This window comes from Kitasatospora sp. NBC_00240 (genome assembly GCF_026342405.1).
Classification (GTDB): domain Bacteria; phylum Actinomycetota; class Actinomycetes; order Streptomycetales; family Streptomycetaceae; genus Kitasatospora.
The window spans coordinates 4,398,441-4,412,034 of sequence record NZ_JAPEMU010000001.1 but is presented as its reverse complement, the minus strand read 5'-3'; the positions used below and the strand labels follow the sequence as shown (position 1 = coordinate 4,412,034).

Sequence of the window (13,594 nt, the reverse complement as noted above, 5' to 3'; positions counted from 1 at the left end):
CCTACTGGCTCGGATTGCGGAGTTGTTACGGTCGTCCGCCCGCTGAGATGTGATCTTTGCGGCGAAGGGCCTGCGCCGCAGCGCGAACGGGCCCGGGGAGCATCGCTCCCCGGGCCCGCCCGGCGTGTCGGCGGGGCGGCGGCCGCCCGCGCCCGAAGGCGCCGGCCGCGGCCGCCGCCCGGTGGGTCCGTCAGTGCGCGATCGAGCCGTAGCCCTCGACCTCGCGCGGGCTGCGCGGGGCGGGGCCGATGTAGCGGGCGGCCGGGCGGACCAGGCGGCCGGTGCGCTTCTGCTCCAGGATGTGCGCCGACCAGCCGGCCGTCCGGGCACAGGTGAACATCGAGGTGAACATGTGCGCGGGGACCTCGGCGAAGTCCAGCATGATCGCGGCCCAGAACTCCACGTTGGTGGCCAGCACGCGGTCGGGGCGGCGGTTGTGCAGCTCCTCCAGCGCGGCCTTCTCCAGCGCCTCGGCGATCTCGAAGCGCGGCGCGCCGAGCTCCTTGGCGGTGCGCCGCAGCACGCGGGCACGCGGGTCCTCGGCGCGGTAGACGCGGTGGCCGAAGCCCATCAGGCGCTCGCCCTTGTCCAGCGCCTGCTTGACCCAGGCGGTGGCGTCGCCGGTGCGCTCGATCTCCTCGATCATGCCGAGCACGCGGGACGGCGCGCCGCCGTGCAGCGGGCCGGACATCGCGCCGACCGCGCCCGACAGGGCGGCCGCGACGTCGGCGCCGGTGGAGGCGATGACGCGGGCGGTGAAGGTGGAGGCGTTCATGCCGTGCTCGGCGGCGGACGTCCAGTAGGCGTCGATGGCCTTGACGTGCTTCGGGTCGGGCTCGCCGCGCCAGCGGATCATGAAGCGCTCGACGACCGTCTCGGCCTTGTCGATCTCGCTCTGCGGCACCATCGGCAGACCCTGGCCGCGGGCGGACTGCGCCACGTACGACAGGGCCATCACGGCGGCGCGGGCGAGGTCGTCACGGGCCTGCTCGGCGGAGATGTCCAGCAGCGGCTTGAGGCCCCAGACCGGCGCCAGCATGGCCAGCGCGGACTGCACGTCGACGCGGATGTCGCCGGAGTGCACCGGGATCGGGAAGGGCTCGGCGGCGGGCAGGCCGGGGTTGAACTTGCCGTCCACCAGCAGGCCCCACACGTGGCCGAAGGAGACGTGGCCGACCAGCTCGTCGATGTCGACGCCGCGGTACCGCAGGGCGCCGCCTTCCCGGTCGGGCTCGGCGATCTCGCTCTCGAAAGCGACGACTCCCTCAAGCCCGGGTACGAAGTCGGACATGCGACGGCTCCTTCAGTTCTGCGATCGGCGGCGGCCGTGGTGGGGCAGCACGCCAGTGACCGATGGTGGTTGGCACTCGGTGCCAGCGTCTCAGGCACCGGGTGCATTGCGCCATACACCACCGAGGTGATGTTTCCCGAAGGCCGCCCCGATGGCGCTCGTTCTTGGTCCGGACGACCGGTGCGGCCGTGATTCCTGCGGAACCAACCGGTCCGATCCGGACATTCCCCCGGAGGACGGGCGGTGAAGCGGTGGCGAGACACCTTATCTCCCACCGGGGTTTGTCCGGACGTAGCAGTGCTCGTTGCTTGTCGTACGGGATGATGTTGCCGTGCAGACCCCGGAAAGCGACCACCCCACGCCCCCGAGCCCGGATCTCGCCGCGATGCGCGAGCACTACGCCCACGAGGGCCTGGCCGAGGCGGACCTCGCCGACGACCCGGTGACCCAGTTCACCCGCTGGTTCCACGAAGCGGGCCGGGCCGGGGCGGCCGAGCCCAACGCGATGGTGCTGTCCACCGCGGACGCCGAGGGCCGGCCCAGCTCGCGGACGGTCCTGCTGAAGGGCTACGACCGGCGCGGATTCGTCTTTTACACGAACTACGGCTCCCGCAAGGGGGCGGAGATCGCCGCCAACCCGTACGCCGCGCTGCTCTTCCCGTGGATCACGCTGGCCCGCCAGGTGATCGTCCAGGGCCGGGTGGAGAAGGTCGGCCGGGACGAGACCGCCGCGTACTTCCGCACCCGCCCGCACGGCTCCCAGCTGGGCGCCTGGGCCAGCGAGCAGTCCAGCCCGGTCGACGGACGCGAGGTGCTGGAGCAGCGGTACGCCGAACTGGAACGCCGCTACCCCGAGGGCGAGGGCGTCCCCGTGCCGCCCTTCTGGGGCGGCTACCGGGTCGTCCCGGAGGTCGTGGAGTTCTGGCAGGGCCGCGCGAACCGGCTGCACGACCGGCTGCGGTACGTCGCCGAGAGCGCCGGCTGGCGGGTGGAGCGGCTCTGCCCGTGAGGGGAGGCGGCGAGGAGCCCCGCCGTCGGCAGCCGAGCCGTTGTCAGGAGCGCTCGTCAGGTGGACGGCGGATGCCCACCTTCGACGACCTGGCCCCCGACCCCGCCGTGCTCCGGGGCCGCTCCGCTCCTCGCCGCCCGGTCGGCCTGCCGCGCCGCCGTCGGCCGACCTGCCCGTGCTGGTGCGGCGGGCGGTGCGGGCCCCGGCTGCTCCCGCCGTGCCGGTGGGTGAGGTTCCAGTCCTCGATCTGACCGCTCCGGCCCGAGGGTTGTCCTCCTTTCATCACACTGCCCGTCAACTGCCCGCTACATTTGGACGAGTTGGCGAAGACCCGGGGTGGCGGAGCGGAGGTCGCGCCGGACGGGCCCTGGGGGTGCGGTGCGGCCGTATTTTTTCTTCAGCTACGCGCGGCGGGACCATGAGACGGGCCGGGCCTTCGTCGACCAGTTCTTCACCGACCTCCGTGACGAGCTGGCCCGGATCGAGCCCGCCGCGGGGCCGGGCGAACTGGCCTACCGGGACACCGAGTCGCTGCGCCTGGGGGACGACTGGGAACGGCAGCTGTCCCGGATGCTCGGCGCCAGCCGCGCCATGGTGGCGCTCTACTCCCCGGAGTACTTCGCCAGCCTGTACTGCGGCAAGGAGTGGACGGCCTTCCACGACCGGATGCGCCGGCACGAGGACGAGAGTGGTGAGTCCGTCCCCGCTCTGATACCGGTGCTCTGGGCGCCGCCCCCGGAGGGACTGCCGCCGGAGGTCAAGAAGATCCAGTACGTCCAGCGGGACATGGGCGAGACCTATGCCCGGGCGGGCCTGCGGGACCTGCTCCGCACGGATCCGCACGGGCCCGAGTACACCCGGGTGGTGCAGGTCGTCGCCGAGCGGGTGCGGGACGTGGCCGGGCGCCCCGTCGGCGAGTCGCGGGAGCTGGACCTGGCGACGGTGCGCGGCTGCTTCCCGGCCTCCGCCCCGGTGGCCGGGGCACCCGCCACGACCGGCCTGGTCCGGCTGTTCGTCGCCGCGGGCCGGGCCGGCCAGGACGTCCCGGCGCCGCCCGACGACGGGCCGAGGGGCGGGTGGTACGGCGCCCGGCCGTGGGACTGGGCGCCCTACCACCCGCCCACCCGGCCCTCGCTGGTGGTGCGGGCCCAGCGGGCGATCACCCAGGCCGGGCACAGCACCACACTCGACGAGATCGGCCCCGATCTCGGCGCCCGCCTGGACCGCGCCCGCGAGGACAACCAGGTCAGTGTGCTGCTGGTGGACCCGTGGGCCGCCGGCGCGGGAGCGTACCGGCAGACGCTGAGCCACTTCGACGGCCGGAACCATCCGGTCACCGGAGTGCTGGTGCCGACCGGGACCGACGACCCGCCCGAGGGCCCGGCGTACACCCGGCTGTGGGCCGGCGTGCGCCAGGTCTTCCCCCGCAACTGGCTGCACCGCACCGGACCCGAACCGCTGTTCAGGGTCCGCGTGTCCCGGGAACGCTTCGAGGACGAGCTCCTCACCATGGTGACCGTCGCCCAGAACAAGCTGCTGGACGACGAGGCCACCGATCCGGCCGGTGTCAGGGCGGCCTTCGGGCTGGGGCCCGGCGGCCCGGCGATGCCCGGCCTGGCCGCTGCGGCCTGGCCACCCGCCGACCGCGCCGCCGCGCCGGCGGGCCCGTCGCACGAGGGAGACACCGAACGATGACCGCCGAGCCCGTCGCCCTGCCGACCGCCGAGCCCGCGACCCTGTCGGCGTCCGGTACCGGATCGGTCGCCACCTTCTACTCGTACAAGGGCGGTACCGGCCGCACCATGGCTCTGGCCAACGTCGGCTGGATCCTGGCGAGCCAGGGCATGCGGGTCCTGCTGGTCGACTGGGACCTGGAGGCGCCCGGGCTGCACCGCTACTTCCATCCGCTCCTGATCGATCCGGAACTGCACGCCACCGACGGGCTGATCGACCTGCTGCGGGCCTACGTGGGCCAAGCCCTGCCGGGGCCGGACGACGCACCGGCGCTGGGCCCCCGGCGGTGGCTCGCCGAAACGGGACGGCTGGATTCCTACGTCTGCGGCCTCGCCCTGGATCTTCCGGCCGGCGGCCGGCTCGACCTGATGCCGGCCGGGCGGCAGAACGCCGCCTATTCGGCGGCCGTCACCAGTTTCAACTGGCGCAGCTTCTACAACCGGAGCGACATCCGGGGCGCCGAGTTCCTGTATGCGCTGCGGGAGCAGTGGACCCGCTCCTACGACTATGTGCTGATCGACAGTCGGACCGGCGTCAGCGACACCTCCGGCATCTGCACCGTGCTCATGCCGGACACGGTGGTCGACTGCTTCACCCTGGGTGCCCAGAGCATCCGCGGCGGTGTCGACGCGGCCCGCGCCATCGTGAACGCCGAGGAGCGCGACATCCGGGTGCTGCCCGTGCCGATGCGGGTCGAGGGTTCCGAGCGGGCCGGCCTCCAGGCCGGTCGTGACCTCGCCCACGATTCCTTCGCCCCCTACCTCGACCGCTGGTTGAGCCCGGACCGCCGCGGCGAGTACTGGCGGGACGTGGAGGTGCCGTACCGGCCCTTCTACGCCTACGAGGAGATCCCCGCCACCGTGGTGGAACGGCCGCAGCAGGGATACGGCCTGCTGGGCGCGTTCGAGCGGCTGGCGGCCTGGCTCACCGACGGTCGGGTCCGCGCCCTGGACCCCGTTCCCGAGCGGGCCCGCCACCGGCTGTACGCGGCCTACCTGCGCACCGACCGGTCCAGGTCCCGGCAGGTGTACGTCAGTTACGCGCCCGGGGAGCGCGTCTGGGCGGAGTGGGCCGCCGCCGAACTGGCCGGCTTCGGCTACCTCGCCTCGCTGCACAGTGCCGCCGAGCCGCTCGACGACGCCGTCCCGTCCGACGCCGTCCCCTCCGATGCCGACGTGCAGGAGGCCGACGTTCCGGAGGCCGCCGGGCCCGCGGCCGGCGACGGCCGGGTGCTGGCCCTGCTGTCGCCCGAGTACAGCGCGCTGCCCCGGGCCGGCGAGCTCTGGCGCCGGCTGCCCCCGGCCGGCCACGACGGCGGACCGGAGCGGCTGCTGGCCCTGCGGATCGGGCCGGCGGCCGGCCGGCCCGCCGCGCCGTTCGCCGGGCGCGACGTCCCCGATCTGATCCGCACCTCCGCCGAGGAAGCGCGGTCGCAGCTCTTCGAGCTGCTCGGCCCGGCGCCCGGGGCCGGACGCTGGCTCGACGGCGCCGACGAGCCGGCGCCCGACCCCGTCCGGTTCCCGGGGTACCGGCCGTCGGTCCAGGGCATCCCGCCGCGCAACGCCGCCTTCACCGGCCGCGACCGGATCCTCGAAGTCCTGAGGGACCGCTTCGACGCGGGCCCGGCCGCCGTGCCCGTCCAAGTCCTGCACGGGCTCGGCGGGGTGGGGAAGTCGCAGACCGCCGCCGAGTACGCGCACCGGTTCGGCGGCGGCTACGACGTGGTGTGGTGGGTGTCCGCCGACGACCCGGCCGGGATCCCGCAGCGGCTTGCCGAGCTCGCCCCCGGCCTGGGTCTGCGGAGCGGCGACGACGTCGGGCGCACCGCCACCGCGGTACTGGACGCGCTGCGCCTGGGCCGGCCGTACCGGCGCTGGCTGCTGGTCTACGACAACGCGGAGGACCCCGAGTCCCTGGCGCCCTGGCTTCCGGCGGGCAGCCTCGGCGGCCACGTGATCGTCACCTCCCGCAACCGGAACTGGGCCGGGCATGCCGGGCGGGCCGAGATCGACGTCTTCGCCCGCGAGGAGAGCGTCCGACTGCTCTCGCGGACGGCGGGTGTCCGGAGCGACGAGGGGCAGCGCATCGCTGAACTGCTCGGCGACCTGCCGCTCGCCGTCGGCCAGGCCGCGGCCTGGCTCCGGGAGACCCCGATGCCGGCGGCGACCTACCTGGAGCTGCTGGAGGAGACGCTCACCGAACTGCTGGACCGGACCGGACCGGGGCCGGACCACTACCCGCACTCGACGGCCGCCACCCTGCGGATCGCCGTGCAGGACCTGGCCAGGGCGAACACTCCCGCCGCGCGGATGCTGGAAACCTGCGCCTTCTTCGGTCCGGACGCCATCCCGGCCAGGCTGCTCTACAGCCGGCCCGTCATCGGGACGCTGGGTCTGCCCGAGAGCGCCCGCCACGACCTGCTCACGATCGGGGAGCTCCTGCGCGCGGTGAACCGCTTCGGGCTGGCCCGGTTCGACCAGGCCGCCGGGACCATCGACGTGCACCGGCTCGTCCGGGCCGTGCTGCACGACCAGGTGGACGAGGCGGACGGGGCCGTGATCCGCGCCGCCGTGCACAGCGCGCTCGCGGCCGACGCCCCGGACGACCCGGACACCCCCGCCAACTGGCCGCGCTACGCCGAACTCCTGCCGCACCTGTGGCCCTCCGGAGCGGTCGACAGCCCCGACCCGCGGGTGCGGCGCTGGATCGTCGACTCCGTCCGCGCCCAGTGGCAGCGAGGCCTGCACGCCTCCGGCCGGGACCTCGCCGAACGGATTCTGGAGCGCTGGCGCCGGGACGCCACCGCAGCGGGCACGGAGCCCACCGGGAAGGCCGTGGGGGACGACGCCTGGATCCTGCAGCTGCGCACCCAGCTCGGCAACATCCAGCGCTCCCAGGGCGCCCTGCTGGAGGCCTACGAGACCGATCTGGACGTGCTGGAACGGTTGCGCGCCACGGTCGGGCCCGGCCATCTGCACACCCTGGCCGTGGCCGGCAGCCTCGGCGGCGACCTGCGCCTGCTCGGTCGCTACCGGGAGGCCCGTGACCTCGACGAACGTACCCTGGCCACCGCGCGGAACACCCTCGGGCCCGAGCATCCGCGCACCCTCATGATCGCCAACAACCTGGCCATCTCCGAATTCCTCGCGGGGGACCTGCCCGCCGCGCTCCGGCGCCACCGGCTGGCCCACCAGGTCCAGCAGGAGGTCCTCGGGGCCCGGCACCCCTACACCCTCTCCTCGGCCGCCAACTACGGCTGCGACCTGCGGGAGGCCGGCCGGCTCCAGGAGGCCCTCGACGTGCTGGAGGCGACCGTCCGCAGCTTCCGGGAGACCATCGGCGACGACCATCGCGAGACCCTCCGCACCCGCCGGCACCTCGGTGTCACGCTGCGCCGGCTCGGCCGCGGCCGGGAGGCCCTGCGGGGCGACGAGGACGTCCACCGGCGCTGCCTCGACCTCAGCGGTGCCCGGCACCCGGACACCGCCGCCGCGGCCGTCAGTCTCGCGGGTGACGTCGCGGCGCTGGGTGACACCGACCGCGCCGTCCGGTTGTGCGAGGACGCACTCGCCTACTACCGCGACGGCTTCGGCGAACTGCACCCCACCACGCTGGCCGTCACCGGGAACCTTGCCGCACTGCTGCGCCGGGCCGGGCGCACCGCGGAGGCAGGCGCGCTGTCCGAAGGCGCCCTCGAACACCTGCGCCCGCAACTGGGCGACCGGCATCCCTACGTCCTGGTGACGACGGCGAACCGGGCCAACCACCTGGTGGCGGCCGGTGCGGGCGAGGCCGCGGCGGCGCTGGAGGAACGGGCCGTCCCGCTGCTGGCCGAGGTCCTCGGTGCGGACCACCACGACACCGTCGCCGCCACGTCCAACCTGGCGCTGTCCCTGGCCGCCCGGGGCGAGGGCGACCGGGCCGCGCGGCTGACGGCGGACAGCCTCCGTCGGGCCCGGCAGACGCTGGGTGCGACCCATCCGATCACGGCGGCGGTCGAGGCGGGGGAACGACTGGACTTCGACATCGACCCGCCGTGGGTGTGAGGGGGCGGGGCGGGGGAACGACTTCCGTGCGCCACGCCGGTGCCCTTGTGCGACCGCCAGGAGAGTGAACTTTCGGCGAGAATCCGCAGTCCGGGCCGGTATCGGCCGAAGCAGTGCCAGGAACAGTACGGCGATGGCTGTGCGGGCCGGATACGCTTCTTGTGGACCGGGTGGTATACCCGGCATCCTGCTCTCTCTAACCCCCTTCGTGGAAGAGATTCGAACATGACACCCGCACTGGACACCAGGCCCAGCAGTGAACTGATCGACCGTCAGGCGACTGACCGGCCGACTCTGGCCGATCTGGCCTCACTCGGCGCGGAGGAGCTGTCCGCCCGGCTCCGACGCGCCCTGCCTGGTTCCGATTCAGGGCTGGTGCCGGTGGCGGCATTCAATTCCTCCATCTGATCAGTCAGTAATTCAGAGGCTCCGGCTGAATCCGGTAGACAATGGACAGAATTCCACTGCCTTTCACGCAATTCGTGGTGAAGGTGCACAGTCGATGTGATCTTGCCTGCGACCATTGCTATGTCTACGAACATGCGGACACGAGCTGGCGCACGCGTCCGAAGGTCATCGGCGACGAGGTGCTGGCCGGAGCCGCCGGCAGGGTCGGCGAGCACGCGGCCGCCCATCGGTTGACCGCCGTCCGGGTCGTCCTGCACGGGGGGGAACCCTTGCTCGCCGGCCCGGACCGGCTCCGCCGCGCAGCCGAGGCCTTCCGGTCGGCCCTGCCCCCCGGCTGCGCCCTCGACCTGCGGATCCACACCAACGGCGTGCTGCTCGACCGTGCCTTCTGCAAGCTGTTCGACGAGGTGGGGGTCAAGGTCGGCATCTCGTTGGACGGAGATCGCGCGGCCAACGACCGGCACCGGCGGTACGCCGACGGCCGCAGCAGTCACCCCCAGGTCCTGCGGGCGGTGGGACTGCTGCGCGAGCCGGAGTTCCGGCACCTGTTCGCCGGGCTGCTGTGCACGATCGACGTCGAGAACGATCCGGTCGCGGTCTATCGCGCACTGGCCGAGCTCGAACCCCCCGCGGTCGACTTCCTGTTGCCCCATGCCACCTGGCAGCAGCCCCCGAAGCGCCCGGCCGACGGGGGGGAAACCCCTTACGCGGATTGGCTGTTGAACGTCTACGACCAGTGGGAGGCGGCCGGCCGGCCGTTCGCCGTCCGCACCTTCGACTCGGTGCACCGCACCCTGCGCGGCCTGTCCAGCCTCACCGAGTCGCTGGGCCTGGACCCCGCCGACGTGGTGGTGCTGGAGACCGACGGCAGCTTCGAGCAGGCCGACAGCCTCAAGACCGCCTTCGACGGCGCGCCCGCCACCGGTATGGACGTCTTCACCCACGACCTCGACCAGGTCGCCCGCCACCCGGGAATGGCCCGACGACAGTCCGGCCTCGCGGGCCTCAGCGCCACCTGCCGCTCCTGCCCCGTCGTCCGGTCCTGCGGCGGCGGCCTCTACGCGCACCGCTACCGCGCCGACGCCCAGGGCGGCGGCTTCGACAATCCCTCCGTCTACTGCGGGGACCTCTTGACGCTCATCAGCGGTGTCGCCGACCGCGGCGGCCCGGAACCCATCCCTCGCGTACCGGCCCAGGCCGCCGAGCCCGTGGGGCCGCCCGCCCTGACCGACCGGCACCTGGGCGAGTTGGCCCGCGGCCACGGCGGCGCGGAGACCGTCGGAGCCCTGGCCCGCTCACAACTCGCCGTCACCCGGGCGATGCTGGCCGCGGTGCGGAGCAGCTCCGGCCTGCGCAGCTCGGCCGCGTGGGACGTGCTGTCGGCCCTGGACGCGGCCGCGCCCGCCGCCCTGGACGCCGTGCTCGGCCACCCGTACGTCCGGGCGTGGGCGGCCCGGCGACTCGCGGGCGACCCCGCCGCAGGGCTCGGGCCGATGGCGGAACTGGCCGCCGCGGCGGCCGTGCGGGCCAAGGCCGACGCGACGCTGGTGGTGCCCGTCCGCGGCGGCGCGCTGCACCTGCCGACCCTGGGCCGACTCATGGCGGCCGACGGCGAGGCCCGGGTCACCGGGACGCCGGAGGGCTTCACCGTCCGGACGGCCGACGGCGGCGTCGTGACGGTGACCGGCCGGGACGCCGCCGGGGGACGCTGGCAGCCGGTCCGCCGGATCCGGCTCGCCGACGGCTGGACGGTGGCGCTGGAGGACACCGATCCGCAGCGCGACAGCCACCAGTGGCCGGTCGAGGACCGTCTCGCCGATCCCGAACTGCACGGCTGGACAGGTGCCCTGCGTGAGGCCTGGGAACTGCTCGGCCGGGACCTGCCCGACTACGCGGCCGGCATCCGGGCGGGCCTGAGCACCGTCACCCCGCTGCGGGCGGGGCCGGCCGGGCGGGACGTCAGCGCCGCCGCCCGGCAGGCCTTCGGCGCGGTCGGGATCGCCCGGCCCGCCACCGCGCCGGTCCTCGGACTGCTCCTCGCCCACGAGTTCCAGCACGTCAAACTGGGTGCCGTGCTCGACCTCATGGACCTCTACGACCCGTCGGACACCGCGCTGTACCACGCCCCGTGGCGGCCCGACCCGCGGCCGATCGAGGGCCTGCTGCAGGGCACGTACGCCCATCTGGCGGTGACCGAGTTCTGGGGCACCAGGACGCTCGCCTACGACGGCCTGCCGGGGGGGACGGCGGACCACACCCGGGCGCAGTTCGCACTCTGGCGGCGGTACACCTCGGAGGCGGTCGAGCGGCTGGCCGGCTCCGGTTCGCTCACCGCCCTCGGGATGCGGTTCGCGGACGGAATGCGGGAGTCCGTGCGGCCGTGGCTGGAGATGCGGCTGCCGGACGCGGCCGAGGACGCCGCCGGGCGGGCGCGGCGGGCGGCGGCGCCGGAGAGGACGGTGGCCGGTAGTTGACCGATCGTCACATTCCGTCTGTATCCTCGCCTGCGACCCGTCGTAGCCCCGGAACGACCGGGGCCCACCAATCCCGGGAACCGTCATCCTCACCGAATCCCGTACCGGCACCGCCGCCGGCGCCCTGAGCCCCTCCGCCGGCCCCGGGCGGCCGGACCAGCCGCCGACCACGCCCCTCACCCGGGCCGAACTCGCCGGGCACTTCACCGACCTCGGTGTGCGCCCGGGCGAAGTGCTGCTGGTCCAGGCCTCGTTGCGCAGTCTCGGGCCGGTCGAGGGCGGCGCCGCCACGGTCGTCGACGCCCTGCTGGACGCGCTCGGCGGGCCGGAGCTGGGCACCTTGGTCGCCTACACCGCGACCCCGGAGAACTCCTCCACCTCCCGGTTGGCCGCCACCCTGACAGCGGGCTGGTCCGCCGAGCGGATCGCCGAATGGCGCGCCAAAATGCCCCCGTTCGATCCGGCGACCACCCGCAGTTCGCCGACCATGGGCAGGCTCTCCGAGGAGGTTCGCCGCCGCCCGGAGGCCCTGCGCAGCAATCACCCGCAGACCTCCTTCGCGGCCGTCGGCGAGCGGGCGAAGGAGATCACGGAGGTGCACGAGCTCGCCTGCCACCTCGGCCGCGAGTCGCCGCTCGGGCGGCTGTTCGAGATCGGGGCCCGGGCGCTCACCATCGGGGTGCCGCTGGACCGGTTCACCGTCTTCCACCTGGCGGACCTGCGGATGCCGGACCTGCCGACGCGCCACTACGGGTGCGTGGTGAAGGACGGCGACGGCAGCCGGTGGGTCCACTTCGACGCGCCCTTCCTGGACGACCTGCACTTCGCCGAGCTGGGCAAGGACGTCCTGCGCGAGGCGCGGGGGATCAAGGAGGCGGTGGTGGGTCGGGCGCACTGCCGACTGGTGCCGATCCGCGAGTCGGTGGAACTCGCGGTGCGCAGTCTGCGCCGCGGCCGCGGACTGCCCGCGGAGGAGTGAAAGCCGCCGGTGGGCGGGCCGTCCGCACGGCCGGGACGGTCCCCCGCAAGGCCCGTACGCCTGCGATCGTCCGGGACATGACGAGCGATCAACCCCGTTGCGCTATTCCATTGGAGTGCAAGTCGTTCTTACACTGAAGCCCCCGTGCGTGTGGGGACCGGTGGTGGACGGGCCAGGGGGAGGCGCGTGTGTACGACCCTGGGGGCTGGGACGAGGACGCGTCCCGTCCTTACTTCTTCCTCAGCTACGCCCATACGCCGAAGGCCGGCGCGCGCGGCGCCGGGGACCCGAACCACTGGGTCCGCCAGCTCTACCGTGACCTGTGCGAGGCGGTGCTGCAGCTCACCGCGCTGCCGGCCGGGGCCCCGGTCGGGTTCATGGACGAGAGCATGCACCAGGGCGAGCTGTGGGCCGACCGGCTCTCGCAGGAGCTGGCCGCCTGCCGGGTGTTCGTGCCGCTGTACTCGCCGCGCTACTTCAGCAGTCTCGCCTGCGGGCAGGAGTGGCACTCGTTCACCCAGCGGCCGGTCTACCCCGCCAACCGCGACTCGGAGCGGACCAGCGGCGTCGTCCCGGTGCTCTGGGTGGCGATGGGCCAGTACAAGCTGCCCGAGGTGGCCAGCCAACTCCAGTTCAACCACGCCAGTTTCGGGCCCGACTACGCGGCCGAGGGCCTGTACGCGCTGATGAAGCTCAGCTACTTCCGGTCGGCCTACGAGCTGGCCGTGCACCGGCTGGCCCGGCGGATCGTCGAGGTCGCCGAGGACACCGTGATCCCGGTCGGGCGCAAGCTCGACTTCCAGGCCCAGCCGAGCGCGTTCAACGTGGTGGCGCCCACCAAGCAGCTGCGGATCTCGGTGCTCTCGTACCACCGGGCGGAGCTGCCGCCGGGCCGCAACGCCGACTACTACGGCGCCCGGCGCACCGACTGGCACCCGTACCGGCCGGCCGCCGAGCGGCCGCTGGCCGAGCACGCGGTGCGGCTGGCGAAGCAGTTGGGGTTCCAGCCGAGCGTGCACGAGTTCGACGAGGAGGTCGAGGAGCTGACCGGCGGCGGGCAGCCCAGCGCCCCCGGCCTGCTGCTGCTCGACCGCTGGGCGCTGCGGGACGAGCACCGCCGGGAGCTGGTCCGCCGGTTCGACCGCAGCAACACCGGCTGGGTCGGCGTGCTGGAGCCGTGGAACCAGGACGACCCCGACTGTGTCGAGCACGAGGGCCCGATGGGCGAACTCAGCGACCAGGCCCTGCGGCTCACCCACCGGGTGGCCCGCCCCAGCTTCCAGGGCCTGGCCGCCGGGCCGACCGGGCTCGCCAGCCTGGAGGACTTCGACGACGCCCTGCCCAGGGCGGCGATGAAGGCCAAGTACGCCTTCGAGGACCGGACCAGAACGGGGGCGGGCGACACCGCCACGCCCCGGCCCAGCCTGCGTGACGCGTTCCGCGGCGGGCGCGGACGCGAAGCGGCGGGCCTCGTACCGCCGCAGACGGACGACGACCACCCAGCCAGCGCCGAAGGCGACAGCCCGCACGACGGGGCCGAGCCCGGGGGAGGATACGCATGAGCGAGAGCCGGACCAGGAACCTCCGGGTGGCGGGCCGTGAGGCAGCGCCCAGGCCGCAGGCGGAGGAGGACCGCAACGGCCGGATCGTCAC

At 73.8% G+C, this 13,594-nt stretch carries 8 protein-coding genes; 7 read left to right on the top strand and 1 reads right to left on the bottom strand.

Going from position 1 to position 13,594, the window contains the following annotated elements; translation table 11 throughout:
• Positions 1-190 precede the first annotated feature (190 nt).
• Complete coding sequence (locus OG689_RS18545; protein WP_266321748.1) at positions 191-1,291, bottom strand: citrate synthase 2; 1,101 nt, start codon at positions 1,289-1,291, stop codon at positions 191-193.
• A 385-nt stretch (positions 1,292-1,676) separates the two neighbouring features.
• Between OG689_RS18545 and pdxH the strand changes: the two genes are divergently transcribed.
• From pdxH to OG689_RS18510, 7 genes are all read left to right on the top strand, one after another.
• Positions 1,677-2,300, top strand: coding sequence for a pyridoxamine 5'-phosphate oxidase (gene pdxH / locus OG689_RS18540; RefSeq protein ID WP_266327255.1), 624 nt, complete (start codon positions 1,677-1,679; stop codon positions 2,298-2,300).
• Positions 2,301-2,678: 378 nt separating this feature from the next.
• Positions 2,679-3,995 (top strand): TIR-like protein FxsC, encoded by a 1,317-nt coding sequence (locus tag OG689_RS18535; RefSeq protein ID WP_266321746.1) that lies wholly within the window; start codon positions 2,679-2,681, stop codon positions 3,993-3,995.
• Positions 3,992-8,080, top strand: a complete 4,089-nt coding sequence (fxsT, locus tag OG689_RS18530; protein ID WP_266321744.1) for an FxSxx-COOH system tetratricopeptide repeat protein — start codon at positions 3,992-3,994, stop codon at positions 8,078-8,080. The genes OG689_RS18535 and fxsT overlap by 4 nt, the downstream gene beginning before the upstream one ends.
• A 225-nt stretch (positions 8,081-8,305) precedes the next feature.
• Positions 8,306-8,488, top strand: coding sequence for a hypothetical protein (locus OG689_RS18525; protein ID WP_266321742.1), 183 nt, complete (start codon positions 8,306-8,308; stop codon positions 8,486-8,488).
• 41 nt (positions 8,489-8,529) lie between these two features.
• Entirely contained in the window at positions 8,530-10,962 is a 2,433-nt protein-coding gene (locus tag OG689_RS18520) for an FxsB family cyclophane-forming radical SAM/SPASM peptide maturase (protein WP_266321740.1), read from the top strand.
• 217 nt (positions 10,963-11,179) lie between these two features.
• Positions 11,180-11,941, top strand: a complete 762-nt coding sequence (locus OG689_RS18515; RefSeq protein ID WP_266321739.1) for an AAC(3) family N-acetyltransferase — start codon at positions 11,180-11,182, stop codon at positions 11,939-11,941.
• Between the two features lie 188 nt (positions 11,942-12,129).
• Complete coding sequence (locus OG689_RS18510) at positions 12,130-13,503, top strand: TIR-like protein FxsC (protein WP_266321738.1); 1,374 nt, start codon at positions 12,130-12,132, stop codon at positions 13,501-13,503.
• Positions 13,504-13,594: the final 91 nt, after the last annotated feature.

Bases quoted from the DNA above. Each gene is read 5' to 3' on its own strand.
- OG689_RS18520 (WP_266321740.1), top strand. From the start codon at position 8,530: ATGGACAGAATTCCACTGCCTTTCACGCAATTCGTGGTGAAGGTGCAC.
- fxsT (WP_266321744.1), top strand. From the start codon at position 3,992: ATGACCGCCGAGCCCGTCGCCCTGCCGACCGCCGAGCCCGCGACCCTG.
- pdxH (WP_266327255.1), top strand. From the start codon at position 1,677: ATGCGCGAGCACTACGCCCACGAGGGCCTGGCCGAGGCGGACCTCGCC.
- OG689_RS18545 (WP_266321748.1), bottom strand. From the start codon at position 1,291: ATGTCCGACTTCGTACCCGGGCTTGAGGGAGTCGTCGCTTTCGAGAGC.
- OG689_RS18525 (WP_266321742.1), top strand. From the start codon at position 8,306: ATGACACCCGCACTGGACACCAGGCCCAGCAGTGAACTGATCGACCGT.